The sequence below is a fragment of the Diaphorobacter oryzae DSM 22780 genome (genome assembly GCF_059568935.1).
Window position 1 is genome coordinate 17,172 of record NZ_JCANUL010000013.1, and the last position, 14,917, is coordinate 32,088.

Annotated in this window: 12 protein-coding genes; 1 reads left to right on the top strand and 11 read right to left on the bottom strand. The window is 66.9% G+C overall.

Features of this window, described 5'->3' with window-relative positions:
* Positions 1-2: 2 nt before the first annotated feature.
* Positions 3-1,037 carry an ABC transporter substrate-binding protein gene (locus tag BP68_RS16490; RefSeq protein WP_496373751.1) on the bottom strand — a complete coding sequence of 345 codons (1,035 nt, stop codon included), beginning with the start codon at positions 1,035-1,037 and terminating at the stop codon, positions 3-5.
* Positions 1,038-1,312: 275 nt separating this feature from the next.
* Between BP68_RS16490 and BP68_RS16495 the strand changes: the two genes are divergently transcribed.
* On the top strand, positions 1,313-1,981 hold the full coding sequence (locus tag BP68_RS16495) for a cysteine dioxygenase family protein (RefSeq protein ID WP_496373753.1): 669 nt from the start codon (positions 1,313-1,315) through the stop codon (positions 1,979-1,981).
* Between the two features lie 84 nt (positions 1,982-2,065).
* On the opposite strand, the gene BP68_RS16500 is transcribed toward BP68_RS16495, so the two are convergent.
* The 10 genes from BP68_RS16500 to BP68_RS16545 form a co-directional block, all read right to left on the bottom strand.
* The gene (locus tag BP68_RS16500) at positions 2,066-2,857 is read right to left on the bottom strand and encodes a DNA adenine methylase (protein WP_496373755.1); all 792 of its coding nucleotides are present in this window, start codon (positions 2,855-2,857) and stop codon (positions 2,066-2,068) included.
* Between the two features lie 147 nt (positions 2,858-3,004).
* On the bottom strand, positions 3,005-3,226 hold the full coding sequence (locus BP68_RS16505) for a hypothetical protein (RefSeq protein WP_496373757.1): 222 nt from the start codon (positions 3,224-3,226) through the stop codon (positions 3,005-3,007).
* Positions 3,219-5,108 (bottom strand): hypothetical protein, encoded by a 1,890-nt coding sequence (locus BP68_RS16510; protein WP_496373759.1) that lies wholly within the window; start codon positions 5,106-5,108, stop codon positions 3,219-3,221. The genes BP68_RS16505 and BP68_RS16510 overlap by 8 nt, the downstream gene beginning before the upstream one ends.
* 10 nt (positions 5,109-5,118) lie before the next feature.
* Positions 5,119-5,550, bottom strand: coding sequence for a hypothetical protein (locus BP68_RS16515; RefSeq protein WP_496373761.1), 432 nt, complete (start codon positions 5,548-5,550; stop codon positions 5,119-5,121).
* Positions 5,550-5,894 (bottom strand): hypothetical protein, encoded by a 345-nt coding sequence (locus tag BP68_RS16520; protein WP_496373763.1) that lies wholly within the window; start codon positions 5,892-5,894, stop codon positions 5,550-5,552. The genes BP68_RS16515 and BP68_RS16520 overlap by 1 nt, the downstream gene beginning before the upstream one ends.
* 5 nt (positions 5,895-5,899) lie before the next feature.
* Entirely contained in the window at positions 5,900-7,102 is a 1,203-nt protein-coding gene (locus BP68_RS16525) for a hypothetical protein (RefSeq protein WP_496373765.1), read from the bottom strand.
* A gap of 15 nt (positions 7,103-7,117) precedes the next feature.
* Positions 7,118-9,082: a hypothetical protein gene (locus tag BP68_RS16530; protein ID WP_496373767.1), complete on the bottom strand. Its 1,965-nt coding sequence runs from the start codon at positions 9,080-9,082 to the stop codon at positions 7,118-7,120.
* A 13-nt stretch (positions 9,083-9,095) separates the two neighbouring features.
* Entirely contained in the window at positions 9,096-10,763 is a 1,668-nt protein-coding gene (locus BP68_RS16535) for a hypothetical protein (RefSeq protein WP_496373769.1), read from the bottom strand.
* A 6-nt stretch (positions 10,764-10,769) separates the two neighbouring features.
* The gene (locus BP68_RS16540; RefSeq protein WP_496373771.1) at positions 10,770-11,153 is read right to left on the bottom strand and encodes a hypothetical protein; all 384 of its coding nucleotides are present in this window, start codon (positions 11,151-11,153) and stop codon (positions 10,770-10,772) included.
* A complete protein-coding gene (locus BP68_RS16545; protein WP_496373773.1) occupies positions 11,150-14,848 on the bottom strand; it encodes a tape measure protein in 3,699 nt (1,232 codons plus the stop codon). The genes BP68_RS16540 and BP68_RS16545 overlap by 4 nt, the downstream gene beginning before the upstream one ends.
* Positions 14,849-14,917 lie beyond the last annotated feature (69 nt).

The following is a 14,917-nucleotide window of genomic DNA, read 5'->3' on the forward strand; positions in this document are numbered from 1 at the left end:
CGTCAGCCCAGCACGTCGGCATAGACATGCGCGGCAAAGCGCGCGGGGTCGGTGCCGGGCTTGAGCACCTTCACCAGCTTGAAGTCGCGCGCGTAGAACTCGATCTCCTCCTTGAGCGCCGTGCCCACCGGATGGCTGCGGTGCGTGAGCGTGCCCAGCACCGCGCGCAGGTCCTCCTGCGAGGCCTTGGAATACGGGCTGTAGATGCGCGCCGTCTCGGCCGGGTTGTCGGCGATGAAGTCCGACGCCTCGACGATGGCGCGCGTGAGCGCCGCCGCCGTGCCCTTGTCGCCGCGCACCAGCGCGCCGCTCACGCCCAGCACGCAGCAGGTCTTGGCCGCGTACTCGCCCGAGAGATTGGTGGCCAGGTCCACCAGGCCCTGGGTGCGGCGCTGGATGAGCAGCAGGTTCGGATCGCCGTCGGCGATGGCCTGCGCCTCGCCCTTCTCCACCGCCAGGCCCAGCATGTCGGCGGGGAACTGGCGCCAGGTCACGTCGCGCTCCGGGTCCAGGCCGGCCTTGACCAGCAGCACCGAGAAGAAGTTCTTGCCGGGCGCGTTCAGGTCGGACACCGCGATGGTCTTGCCCTTGAGCTTTTGCAGGCTGGTGACGCCCGCGGCCTCGTAGCCCACCAGGCGCGAGCAGCCACCATGCGAGCTGCCCACGAGCTTCACGTCCAGGCCCGACTCCAGCGGCTTGATCCAGCGGTGGATCATGCCCACGCCGGCATCGGCCTTGGAGGTGGCGATGGTCTCGAGCAGCTGGTCGGTGGAGCCTGCGAAGTTGACCAGCTCCACCTTCAGGCCGTGCTTTTCGAACAGGCCGCGCGCCTGCGCCACGGGCGCGGCGGCCAGGCACACGGAGTTGGCGTTCCAGGCCAGCTTGATCTCGCGCAGCTTGCCCGCCGCGCGCACCTGGTGGCTGGCCAGGGCCGCCACGGCGCCGACGGCGCCCGCCGCCGCAGCGCCGCGCAGCAGCCGGCGCCGCGTGAATGCGCCGGGCTCCAGCGTCGGGGGTGCAAAAAATGGGGTGTTCATCGCTTTTCGTCCTTTCCTCTCGGTATGCAGGCGGCACCGGGCCGGTTGACCGCTATTGCAAGCAAAGCCGGCCGGCAAGGGAAAGAAGAAAAACGGCCATGCTTATGCAAGGCCGTTGGCACCCTCAGAAAGCTATAAAAAACATAGCTTCTTGCGCTTACCCATCAAGCGCTGCAGGCCAAAATGGCATGAAACCCGGATGCCCTGCGGAAAGCACCCATCGATATGCGAAAAGCGCAGCTCGCAAACGCCGCCGCTGCGGTGCAATGCGGTGGATGAACGACCACGCACCCACCCTCACCGCCCCCGCTTCCGGCGCGACAGCGCCCACGCCCGCCCCTGCGCCGCACGCGCTCCAGCGGCTGCGCCATTTCATCCAGGCGCTGGCCCGGCTCGTGGAGCAGGCGCCGGCCGAGCCCGAGCTGATCGCCCGCGGCAGCGCCCTGCTGGGCGCACTGGTGGCACACGACGACTGGCTGCCCGCCGCCTACGCCCAGCCCATCCCCGAGCGCTACCAGCAGTACCTGCTGCACGCGGACGCGCTGGGACGCTTCTCGGTGGTGAGCTTCGTCTGGGGCCCGGGCCAGGGCACGCCCATCCACGACCACACCGTGTGGGGCCTGATCGGCCTGCTGCGCGGGGCCGAGGAGTCGCAGGCCTATGCGCAGGACGCGCAGGGCCGCTGGCAGCCGCGGGGAGCGCCGCACCTGCTGCGGCCCGGCGATGTGGAGACCCTCTCGCCCACCCTCGGCGACGTGCACCGCGTGCGCAACGCGCTGGCGGACCAGGTCTCGGTCAGCATCCATGTGTATGGTGCCAACATCGGCGCCGTGCACCGCTCCGTCTATGCCGAGGACGGTGCGCGCAAACCCTTCGTCTCGGGCTACAGCAACCAGCTGCTGCCCAATCTGTGGGACCTGTCCCAGGAACGCCCCTCGCCCTGATGAAGCGCGCCGCGATATTTGAAGCAGCAGCGCTGAGATAAATTGCCGCCAGTTTACTTTCGCGTCAGGAAAGTAAATTGCGCATCAGAACAAGCCGGCCGGTTCCGCTTGGCGGTCCCAGTTGTAGATCACCAGTTCCCCACGCTCGACCCTGTTTGCGCCGCCGCCCACGGTGTAGTCCAGCTTGAGCGACTCCATGTCGAAGCCTGCGAAACACTCGCGGATGGCCGGGTGGTCGTTGATGCTCACCACCGCCTTGCCCTTGATCGCCCTGAGCTTCGCAGCCATGGCCACGTACTGCTCCCAGGGGAACTGGACGCCATAGCCCTCGGTCTCCCAGTACGGCGGATCGAGATAGAACAGCGTGTGCGTGCGGTCGTAGCGGTCAATGCACGCGGCCCAGTCGAGCTGCTCGATGTACACGCCACCTGCCAGGCGCAGATGCGCGGCCGAGAGGTTCTCCTCAATCCGAAGTAGGTTGATCGCAGGGGTTGTAGTCGCCGTGCCCCAGGTCTGGCCAGCCACCTTGCCCCCGAAGGACTGCTGCTGAAGGTAGAAGAAGCGCGCCGCGCGCTGCACGTCGGTCAACGTCTCGGGGCGGGTTTCCTGCATCCACTTGAACACTAGCCTGCTCGTCAGCGCCCATTTGAACTGGCGCACGAATTCTTCCAGGTGGTGGGTGACGACCCGGTACAGATTAACCAGGTCGCCATTGACATCGTTGAGCACCTCGACGGGCGCCGGGTTACGTGCGAAGAACACCGCCGCACCGCCGGCGAACACCTCGCAGTAGCACTCATGGGACGGGAACCGGCTGAGAAGCAGGTCCACCAGGCGGCGTTTGCCACCGATCCACGGGACGATTGGATTTGCCATTATTTGCAAGCCTCTTTTCTGTGGTGAAACATCTGGTAGGCTTCACCCGCTCTCGCGAGAGTGGCGGGTCTTCGCCTGGCTTGCAGCTCATACCTGCATGTTGGGGGCTTGGCCTGGTGTTAGCGCACCTGGCCAGGTCGCCCGTTTTTAGATCACGTCCACGAACACAGGCAGATCAGGGGCCGGCCCCTGGATCACCCCGTCCTGCACGAACACCTTGCCGCCCACCGTGGCCTCGCCACGTGCGCGGATCTGGCCCGCGCCGGGCAGATTGATCGTGGCCACGCCATCCGCATAGGCCACCACCTCCCCGATCTGCACCTGGCCGGGCGCCAGCAGTTCCTTGAGTTGCTGGTACAGGTTAGGCATGGCTGTCGATCTCCAGAGACTGGGTGAGCACCGGGAACTGCTGGCTAATGGCCGTGGAGCGCACGATTCCCAGGCGCAGCACCTGCGCGTCATCCACGTAGCGCAGCACCGTGCCCGGCTTGATCACGCCCGTGGTGGGCAGCACCGGCAGCGTCATCTTGTGCTTGAGCATCCGGCCCGACTCGGCCAGCTCGGCCGTGGCGCGCTGCTTGGCCGCCACCAGCTCGGTGATCAGCGGATGCACTGCCATGGGTTGCTTGAGCACCGTGCCGGGCATGCCATAGCGCGTCAGGTCGGCCTGGATGCCGCCCGCCTCGCCCGCCACAAAGATGCGGTCATAGCCTGGCAGATCGACCACCTCTGTTTCGTCCCCCTCGGCAATGCCCTCGGGCAGTTCGATATGGGGTGCGAGCATTTCCCAGCGCCACCATGGCTCGGGCCAGGCCGGCAGTACGCGCAGGATGGGGGCGGTGTCATGGGGCTGCAGATAGGCGCCCACGCTGCCCGCGATGTCCGCCAGCGCGCTGATCCATGTGCCCTGGTGCATCCAGATCCCGCCGGGCACCAACCAATCCGTGATCTGCCAGTCCACCGACCAGCCGAAACCCACGCCATTGACCGTCAGCACCTCGGTCATCAGCTGCTGGGCCGTGCGATCCATCGCCTGGCTGAAGGTTTGCACGGGTCCATCCAGCACGGCTGCCAGGCCTCGCCCCGAGGCCGTGACCAGGTGCTCTGGGAAGCGCTTGCTGCGGCCGATGCGCTCGGCCTGCAGGCGAAACGGTTGCCCATTGACGCGCACCTCCAGCTCCACGGGCTGACCGCCCGGGCCGAGAGCGAGCGCATCGCGCGCAGCCGCGTGAAAACTCGCCGAGAACGTCCAGGTCCAGCTTTGCCGGTTGAGCTGCATCTGGAAGGTCTCTGATGGCAACGGGTCGCCAGCCAGGTCATCCGCGCGGCGGACCTCGATGGAATTGATCACGACGTAGCTCCTGCGTGCAGGCACGACGATGCCTGCAGGGGGTAGCGGCGGCCCAGCACGCCGGCACACGAACACCAGCCGGCCGTCTGCAGTCGCTGGCGCGTCGAACACGAGCAGGCCACGCCGGGCGGGGTCGTAGCACGGCGGTGGCGGTGGCTCGGGCGGTGGGGCGCTGGGCGTGATGCCAGGCAGCGGGTAGCGGGCGAGCTCGAAGGCTGCACGCCATGGGCGCGCCAGAGGCTGACCGGTGCGCAACCAGCCACGCGCCATGTGCAGCACAGGCTGGCCAACCTGCATGTGGCTGCGCGCGCTGGCGCGCAGAGCGACGACTTGCTGGAAGCCCAGTTGCCAGGCGGGCAGCACGGGGCGGGCCTGCTGCCAGGCGCTGCGGCCGACGGCGCGCAGGACGATGGTTTGTTGCAGGTGCGACCGCGTGGCCGCGGCCGTGGGCAGGCCTTGCTGCCAGTTGCTGCGGGCGATGGGCCGCAGGGCCTCGGTGCGCTGCCAGTAGGCGCGCGCCAGGTGCAGGGCCGGGGCGCCGTCCTGCCAGGCCGGGCGGTGCACTGCGCGCAGCGGCTGACTGCGCTGCCAGTGCGGGCGCGCCAGGCTGGCAGCGCCTTGCGCCTGCTGCTGGTGCTGGCGGCAAAAGGCCGCGGCGTGCCGGAAGGCATTGGCGTCCCAGCCCAGCTGCACGTCAGCCGTACCCTCGCCAGCAATGCCCGCATCGATCGACGCGAAAACACCCACGTGCAGGTCCAGCGACGCGGCGCCTTCGCCAGCAACGCCCGCGTCGATCCAGACCTCAGCATCGGGGACGATGCTGCCGGCGTGCGAGTCGCCCAGCACCAGCCGACCGCTGCCGCTGGCCGGGCGCAGAAAGATGAGTTTTCCGTCAGCCACATACCCACCATTACCCGATCAAGGCGGTCGTGAGCAGCACGATGCCGCCTTCGTAGAGCTGCGTGCCCGTGGTACCGCGCAGCACCCAAGGGCCGATGCCGCCCGTGTCCACCAGGCCACCGCTGCCGTCGCTGACCATGCCGGTCTCGTCGGTTACTGGCCCGACAAACAGCGCCGGGCCGTCGCCTGCACACCACTCGCCCCACGTGGCGGCGCCCGTGGCCAGCACCAGGTCGTTGACCGATGAGGGCAGCAGCTGGATGCGCCCGTCCGTCTCACGCACGGTGCCGCTGGGCTTGGCGAGCTGGCGCACAGCCAGTAGCGCGCCGCCCTGGGCAGTAAACAGGCGGACGCCGCTGGGTGCTGGGCCCACGTCAGCGCGGACGATGCTCGCCGCGTTGCGTGCGGCGCGACCGGCCAGGGTCAGGGCAAGGTCGCGCATCAGCTGCCCCCCCGCACCGCTTGCACCGGGCCAGCGGCATCGCACTCATGCGTGCCTGACAAGTCGATCGCGACGGGGTAGTACCAAAGGCCCACTTCAAGGCCGCGCGGCCAGTAGTAGCCCTGGGCGTCAGAGATGCCCTCCCACGCGCAGTAGCCGTCCAGCAACCGGTGCAGGCGCACGCGCGCGCCTGCGAAGGGCACCTCAGGCGCCGTCGGCTCGGGCTTGACCATCACGCGGTTGTTAGCGGTGATGGTGCCGGCGGTGTCATTGGGCAAACGCCAATCACGGTTCAGGCTGCTGACCAGGCCGACCAAGCGCTGAGGCAAAGACAGGGTGGCCATGCCCATCACCTCCAAGGACCGGTGATGTCTATCAGGTAGACACCGCCCGGATTACTATTGAGCGACACGGCTGTGCAGTGCAGTGCCAGCAGGGCGCGGCCTGCGAAAGCTCCTGCGCCCTCGACTACGTCCAGCCGGTTGATCGCAGCAACAACTCCGCTCTGAGGGATGTACAACACCCCTGGCACGTCGGCGCGCGGCGGCCGGTCGTTTGTTGAGTTGTCTTGATAAATGAACTTACGGCAGTAGCGCAACACACCGTCAACGGTAGACGGGAACACACCGCACAGCGCGTCGTTGCCGGAATAAATGGTGCCGCTGCGGCCTGCCGCGGAATAGGACATTGCGGCAACCATGACCCCAGCGCCGCCCCCGGATGCGGAACGCGCGACATAGATGCCCGCGGCGCCGGAGTTAAGACCCTCAAACCCTCCGTTGCCTGACTCAATGCTGACCAGGTTCTCCTGACCGGCACATGAGAGCGCCACCGCCCACGGGTCGCCCCCTGGTGCCAGCGGGAGCATGTCCCCAAAGCCGCGCGCGGGTGAGCCTGTGTGCGATGCGTTCTGCATACTGCGCGAGGCGATGCAGACCAACATGGCCCTGGAGTCGGCCGCCATCACGTACTGCGCTGCGGCGGCGCTGGCCACCCCACTCTTGACCCAATAGCCACCGCCGGCGATCTGCGCTTCGGTCGGGAACGGGCCGATGCCCGTGTCCACATCCGTCATGTCGATGTAGCCACGCACGCGCGCGGACAACGTGCCGGTGTCATCCACCCGGAAAAACATGCGGGGGCTCTCGGGGGCGATGCTGCGGTAGACGGCCACGTTGGCCTTAGAAAACGCCTTCTGCCACCCGCCCACCGGCGCGTACTTGATGGTGATCGCACCTGTATAAGTGCCGTCCGGCGCATCGGAGGCCCAGGTCACAGTAGTGACCGTGCCGCCGGTTACGCGGGCCTGGCCATTGATGGCCGCCTGCGTGGCGCCGGCCACCTCGATCACTGCGTGCACCTCAAACGTGTCGCCGGCGTTGACCGTGGCCGTGGCCACGCCGCTGGCCACGACGATCTGGCTGGCGGACACCTGGCCCCAGCCGTGCAGGAGGAACGCATCGAGCGCGGCGATCTGCGTGCCGGGCGTGCCACTGATGATGGGCGCGCCGCGCATGGTGCTGGAGATCCATTTGACGGGAAAATTTGCCATATCGGTTCGGTGGGATCAGGGGGTTGGAATGCCGCTGGGCAGGCGATCGATGTCGCCGCCGGTGAGCAGGTCGAAGCTGTAGTCCAGGCCCGCGGGGGCGCCCGGCTGCACGGTGCGGATGACGGCCATGGACTGCATGGCGCCCACCACCCGCACGAACAGCGTGTTGCCCGCGACCCAGTTGCTGCCCCAGCCGGCGCTGGCCAGCTGCAGCAGCGGCGTGCCGGGCTTGATGGGGTTGACCGGGGCGAAGTCAGCGTTGATGGAGCCTTCGGCCAGAACGCCCATGTGCTCGGTGTGGAACTCGAAGGTGCTGCCGCTGCTCTTGATGCGCAGGGCAAAGCGGTCGCTCAAAGCGCCGGCGTTGTTGACAACGATGGGGTAGGCAGTGTCGTTGTAGTTGCCCACGGCCGGGTTGCCATGCACTTCGTCTTTCCAGGTCACGCCGTCCCAAGACTGCTGGTCGAACAGCGTGGCCACGCGCGCCCAGGTGTGGCCCCACAGCACGGCCGAGCTGACCACGCTGCCCACGGGGTACTGGTGGCTCAAGGGGATGTTGAAGCTGAGCGTGCCGTCGATCTGCACGTCGGTGCACAGGGCCATGTCCTGGATGCGGTGCTCCACCGTCACGGGCTGGGCCCAGCCGCTGGTGTCCTGCACGTGGATGCGGCCGGCGTCCAGGTCGGCCTCGGTCGCCTCGAAACCGGATGTGATCAGCTTGCCATCGGCGCCGATCAGCCACACGTGCGACAGGCGCGTGCGGCCCACGTCGATCACGGCGCCGTTGACGTAATGGGCCGCGGGCAACTGATCGTTGTTGCCAATGACGAGAATGCGGCCCTTGCGGTAGATGGGCACGCGCCCGTCCTGCGGCAGGCGCACCGGGTCCAGGCCCAGGATCTCCGGGTCCACCGGCAAATAGAAGTTGCTGACCCCGTTGTAGCGCAGGCTGGCCGGGTCCACGGGCCAGGGGCGCCACACCTTGCCCGGTTGCACGGCACCAACCTCGGCGGCGCTGTACCACCACTCGGCCCGGTCGGCGTCGGTGAGGCTGGCGGCGTCGACGAAGTCGCCGAACTGCAGCTCGCCCAGGCCGTTTTGAAATTCAAACTTGCCCATGGCGTGCGGGCCGGTCAAGTTGCCGTTGAGGTCACACTCCACGGTGATCAGGTCGCCCGACACGTCAGTGACAGTGATGGTGATCTGCCCGGGCTGGATGGGCGAAGCCTCGGTCATGAAAAACACGCTGGCGGTGCGCCAGTCGCCGGCCTGCGTCCACAAGCTCTGCAGCACGAAGTCGGTGGCGCCGCTGCCGCCCACCACCCAGTCCGTCATGATGGCCACGCCAGCGGCGTAGTCCACTCGCCCGCTGGCGATACCCGGGCTGGTGTCTGTGCGGTCGCGGTACACCACGCCCTCGAAATCCACATAGGTAGTGCCCATCCACCGGAACTGCACACTGCCAGGCACGATGCGATGCGTTGTGTAAGGGCACAGGTCGATGGTGACGGCATCGGGCGTGTAGGTCTCGCTGTGCGACACCGGAGCGGGCGCACCGACACGGTAGCGGGCCACCAGGCTGGATCCCGCGAACATCTCTTCGCCCACGCTTGCCGTGCCGTAGCTGCCGCCCTTGCGACTGTTGCTACCAGAGCTGCCACTGCCGCTGCCCCCGTTGCCGCCACTGGTAGTGGTGGAGAACTCGGATGCTTTTTCGTGGTCGGCCTTGTAGTTTTCAGTGGTCCGGTCGTGGCTGACAACCTTGAGCGATACCGCTCGGCTCACATAGTCCACAGTGCCCAGCGCAGCGGCCAGATTGCCGGCTCCATCGTCGGTGACTGTGCGGGCGACGATGATGCGATCGTCGGCCGTTTTGCCGCTCTGCTCTGACAGCGAGGAGCTGGAGCCCTGGCTGGAGCCAGCGGTAGAGGTGCGGGTGATGGGCTGCGGGCGGTAGACGCCGCCTTCTGATCCTGCCATGGTGGTGCTCCGATTAACCCCACGTCACGCCGCCAGGCGCGCCGGGAAGAGATAGGCCCGACGGCACCTGGGTGACGGTGGTCGTGGTGTTGTTGCTTTTGATCGCGCTGGTGATGCTGAGCGAGGCGCCACTGGTGGTGCTGGTGGCGCGGGCCGTGTACCAGGTGAGCTGCAGCGTGCCGGCGGCGGGCTGCTGGGCCAAGGCAAATGAGATGAAACCCGCAGCATCAGGGCTGAGGTCCCCGGCCGGCTTGATCTCGGTAATCAGCTCCTCCATCTGGCACTCCACCTGCAGCTGCGCGCCCGGGTCGGGCATGTAGGTGGGCCGCAGCAGGATGTGGCGGCTGTTGTAGTCCAGCACGCCGGTGCCATCGCCCGCCAGCTGGCCGCTGCCGTTGTCGGTGACGGTGCGCACGGTGCCGCCGCTGGGGTAGCGCACGGTGAAAGCGCCAGGCACGATGCGGTCGCGCTCGCTGCGGCCCTCGAGCACCCAGGCGTATTCCGGCGCGCGTACGGCGGCGCTCTGGGCCAGACGGTTGGTGTAGGCGATGCGCGTGCCCCAGTTGATGACCAGGGCGCTGCCCACGTCGGGCAGGCTGGGCAGCGTGATGGCCATGCTGCCGGTGGCCGGGTTGACGGTGCCCGCACCCGCGCCGCTGAGCTCGCCCGCGCCGTTGTCCTCGATCGTGTACCGGTTGCCCAGGCCCACCCAGGTGGCGACCACGGTGCCAGGCTCGGGCGGCGGCGTGAGTTGCACTACGAAGGACAAGCCTCGGTTCTCCTGACCGATCTTGATGCGCGTGGTGTGCGGGGTCATGCTGACATCGATCGCGCGTGGGCTGTCGGCCAAGCGGAAGGTCTTGCGAGCGGCTGGACGCTGGTCCAGCGCGGGCACGCTGGTGGTGCTGCTGGGCACGAGCTGGCTGTAGGGACTGGCCACCTTGACGCTGGTCGCGCCCACGTTGGCGACGGCCGTGGTGGCGGCGGCGCCGTAGTAGTTGGCGGCGTCCGCCTCGCTGGTGTCGCGCAGCACTGTCTTGCCCGTGCCTACCGTGAACGTGCGGTTGGGGGCCGTGCCGGCCCAGGCGTGCGCCAGGGGCGACTGCAGGTCGCACTTCACCACCTCGGCCTGGTAGTCGCCTTTCTCATCGGTGAAGGTCTGGATCTCGCTACCCACCTTGATCACGCGCACGTACTGCAGCACCTCGGTGGGCAGGCCCTCGTTGAGCACCAGCACCAGCGTGCGGCCCACGGTGGGCTTGCGCACGCCCGGGCGCTGGAAGATCTGGATGTTGGCCTGGCCCTGCACGTGGTTTTCGAGCAGGAAACCGGGCCAGCGGACTCCGCGGATCAGGTAGTCGGCGATGGCCGTGGCGATCTCGCTGCGCCGGGCAAACGGGGCGCAGGTGGCCAGCGTGACCGATACGTTGGGGTCGGACGGCAGCTTGGCGACGATGGCGTAGGCGCCCAGCAGGCGGTCAGTGCTCGGCGTGTCCACGTGCATGTGCAACTGGCGCACGCTGACGTTGCCCAGGGTGCGACCGAGCGAGTCGATGTCGTCGAAGACGGTGTTGGACTCGCCGAAGGCGATTTCCTGGGCGCTGGGGCCGCCGCCGCCTTCGGGCACGTCGGCCATGACGCGGCTGGCGCGCAGTTTGATGTCTTGGGCGCGGATGGGCATTGGGGTTCAGACCTCCATGAATCTAAAAAATGGGACGTACTGCGTGTCGGCCGTGTGCTCACCGTCCTCGAGGCGCCAGATCGGATTGGCCTGGAACTCAAGAAGCATCACGGTGCGGGCAGTGCCGCGCAGCACCAGCTCGAACGTGGCGCCGGGGATAGCGGCCCAGGCCTGGAGCTGGTCGCACTGCGCCCGGCTGATCCAGGCGGCGCTGTCGCGGCCGTCGAGCGTGATCGGGCGGCCGGCCAGGCGCTTGCCGACGTGCACGTGCAGCGCGCCGTTGGTGCCTGTGCGGGGCTCTATGACGACGGGCGACCAGGCGTATTCATCGGTCCAGATCAGGCGGTCGGACAGCGTGGCCACGACACTCGCGCGGGTGAGCGTGATCATTGGGCGACTCCCCTGTCTTCGGCGAGCCGGCGAATCAACGCATCGCCGTCGAGCTGGCTTTGTCGGTCCGCGTACTTGAGCGTGCTGCGCTGGCCCTGGATGGTGATGTTGGAGACGTAGCTGGCGCCACTGCCAGAGCTACCGGAGCTGCTGTTTGATGGTGCAGTGGTGGTGGGCGCGGTGGGCTTGTTGTTCTTGGTGCGCTCGTGGTCGAGCATCTCCTGCGCCTGGTGCTTGCCCGTGGTGTCGTACTTGTAGTACTCGGCCATCTTGCCCAGCGCGCCAGCGAGCGTGGAGTACTTGCCGCCCCAGCGTTTCTGCGCCTCTGACGCCTCGTACGACACCGTCCCATCAGCCTGCGTGAACTGCTGGGATAAACGAGCAGCCAGCATTTCATCCAGGCCGGCCTGCTTGAGGTAATCGATGATCGCTGTGCGGGTCCACACACCCTGCGTCTGGACGTTGCCCCGCGCATCGGACGTGAAACCGTCCTTGTTGCGGAACCCTTCGCCCACACGCTCCACACCTTCAGCCAGGCGCTCCAAGGTGCCTACCTGCTTAACGAGCGAGCCCGTTGCATCTTCGGTCTTGCGCTTCAGGTCCCCCTGCGCATCGCCGAGCTGGCGCAAGCGGCTGGCCGTTTCCTGCGCGATCTGGCCCTCCAGGCGTTTGACTTCAGCGGCTTTGATTGCGGCATCGATCTCGAGCTTCTTCACGCCGGTGTATTCGCCGCTGGCAATCAACTCGGCACGCTTGGCCTGAGCTGTAGCAATGGCCGCATCCGCTTCGGCACGCTTCGCTTGGGCCGAGAGTTCCAGCAGCTGAATCTCTAAGCGGCGGATGTTCTCTTGCGCTCGCATGGCACCAGCTTCGTCGCCGCGGGCGCGCGCCACTTCAAGGATGGTGCGCTGCTGCTCGATGGCCAGCTGCACACCTGCGGCCTGCACATCCAGGTCAGAACGCTGGGCGCGCGCGCGTGCGTCTATGGCCTTGAGCTGGTCCTGCAACGCGTCGCGGTACAGCAGTGCAGCCCTGCCGGCTTCCAACTCGGCATTGGTGACATCCTCGGTCGTGGCTTTTCCTGCAGCCTTCGCTGCGCGTACCTCTTCCAGCTTGGCCTTGGCCTGTTCATAGGCCGCTCGCAACTCATGCACGCGGGCGCTGTTGTCCCGCTGCGCATCGGCCTCAGCCTGTGCCGCCACGGCCGACGCTTGTGCGGCGCGCGCCTGGGCCATCGCCGCGCCGGCATCGGCCTCCCTTAGGGCGATCTGCTGGTTCAGATCGTCCAGCTGCTTTTTCTTCTCTGGATTGCTGCGGAGCAGTTCCTCGCCGATGGCCATCAGCGCGTCACGCTCCGCCTTGAGCACGTTCACTTCGGTCTGACGCTGCAGGGCGACGTTCGCCAGTTGCTGCGCCTGGGTGGCGGCCGCTGCTGCCTGGGCTGCACGCTGCTCGGCTTCGGTGCCCAGCGCTTGTGCCATCGTCACGGCGGCGGATGCTTCAGCATTCTTGAGCGTAGCGACCTTGTCTACGAGGGCGGCCTGGGATTCCAGCTCCTTGTGAACCAACGCGTAGCTGGTGCGCAGCCCTTCCCACTGCACTGTCGCATTCTGAGCTGCCGTACCGGCCGATGCGACCTTCTGGCCCACCTCCTGCTGCTTGGTCCCAGCCTTGTCGGCCGCCGCGAACAACGCCGCGTACTCGTCGTCTATCTCCTGGAGCTTCTTGCGCAGGCGCTCTTGCGCAGCTTCAATGGTGTCGTCAGTGAACGCTGCCTGAGTCATCTCCCAGGCGGATTGCGCCATGGCTGCAGCCTTGGTCAGTCCCGCGGCCAGAGCAATGCCAGCCTTTTCGACCACCTCGAACTCGGTGCGCATGAAGGTGCCGATTTCCCAACCGATCCATGCTGCCGCGGCGAGCTTGCCCGCTGCGGCCAAGCCCGCGGCCATCTTGGCGCCAGCGGCCGTTGTCGCCCCCATCAGGGCCGTGGTTTCAGCCGCTGCAAGCGAAAGCTGCGCCGTGTACGCCTTCAGCGCGTTCAGGGCCTTCACGCCCCAGACAGCCACCATCACGTCGCCCGCGATGATGGCAACCTTCACGACGGCGTCTAGGTTGCTGGAGAGCTGATCAATCAGCCAAACGATTTTCGTCGTCGATTGATTGGCCCGGTTGGCCTCGCCGACGTACACGCTCCAGGTGTTAGCCAGGCGAGTCACGGCGTCCTTCACCGTGGCGCTCATTCCAGTGGCCGCCTCCTTGTTCAGCTCGACCGTCTGGCGCAAACCTTCGTTGAGGTCGGCAATGGACAGTTGCCCCGTGATCCCCAGGCGGCGCACTTCCTCAGCCGTTTTGCCCGTGGCGCTGGCGATCGCGTCCACGATGGTCGGCGTAGCCGCCATGATGGACTGCCAGGAATCCACCTCAACCCGCCCCGACTGGATGGACTTTGTGTACGCGTCAATCGCGTTCTTTCCCCGCTCGGCGCTGGCGGCATTGGTGGTCAGCAGGTAGCTAAAACTGTCGGTGATGTCTAATACATCAGCCGTCGAATAGGACATGGAGCGCAATGCATCCGCCGTCTGGATGTACAGCTCCTGCTGCTCGGAGAGCGATCGATAAGTCAGGTTGGCCGATTCCAGAAGACGACGCTGCACCAGGTCGTACTCGTCGGCGTTGCCCGTGGCCATCTGGATGCGCTCGGCCATCTGGCCATAAGCATCAGCCACAGCAATGGTGTCTTTTGCAAAGTCCCAGAGCTTTCCGGCTGCGAACAACCCGGCTACGGCCTTCGACACCTGTGTGAGCGTTTCTTCCAGACCGGACGATCGCTTGGACGTTTCGTCGAGGGCTCCTCCAAGCCCCCGCATCTCCTGAGTGGCCTGGTCAGCGGCAGCTGCCTGCACGCGCAGGGCCTTCGCTCGGTTTTCGGCCACCTGCAGCTCTTGTTGTTGCGCCTGGGTCAGCGGGCCTATAGCCGTCAACTCCTCACGCCTGGCGTCCACTACCTGCTGTACCGCCGCGGCCTCAGCCCGCTTGGAACGGGCAACCAGGGCGAGCTGGTCAGCCTCGATCTGCCGCAGGGCATTGCCTGCGCGTGTGGCGGCGGCTTCGTCTCCCTGGGTCTGAGCGGCTTTCAGGCGTGCCTGCTGCTCTTCTGCAGCCGCGGCCAGGTGTTGGCGCTGCAGCTCAATCTCGGACTGCTCGACCTGCAGCCCAGCTTTGATCGCTGCTGTCTTCTCATCAGTGGCTTTGCGCAGCTCGTCTAGCTCGCCGCCTGCCTGGCTGGCGGCCTGGCCTGCAGCAGCCACGCTCTTGGCGGCGGCCTGTGCACCTGCCCCAAGATCTCTAGCGCCGTCCTCAGCCCGGTCTTCGGCCGCAGCCAGCTGCTCGACGCCACCGCGCGCCTGTTGTGCATCTTGGCCCAGCTCCTGCACTGCCTGTGCTGCCGCATCGGTTCCGCGGCCCATCTCGCCACCCTGGTCGGCAGCCTCGGATGTAGCTTGTGCCAGACCACCCATGTCGGCGCCAGCTTGCTTTGCCGCATCTCCCAGCTTGTCCAGCGTGGTGCCTGCATCAATGCCCGCGCCGCTTACATCCTTGGCGCTTTCCTCAATCTTGGCCAGGTCGCCCGCAAGCTCACCCACGCCCTCGCGCTTGATGCGAACGGTGAAGTCGATCTGGTTGTCGTTGGCCATGGTGCGGGAGCGTCTCGGATGCGGGTGAAATAAGGGCCGCGCGCCGCCCGGTGGGACGGTGGCGGCCCT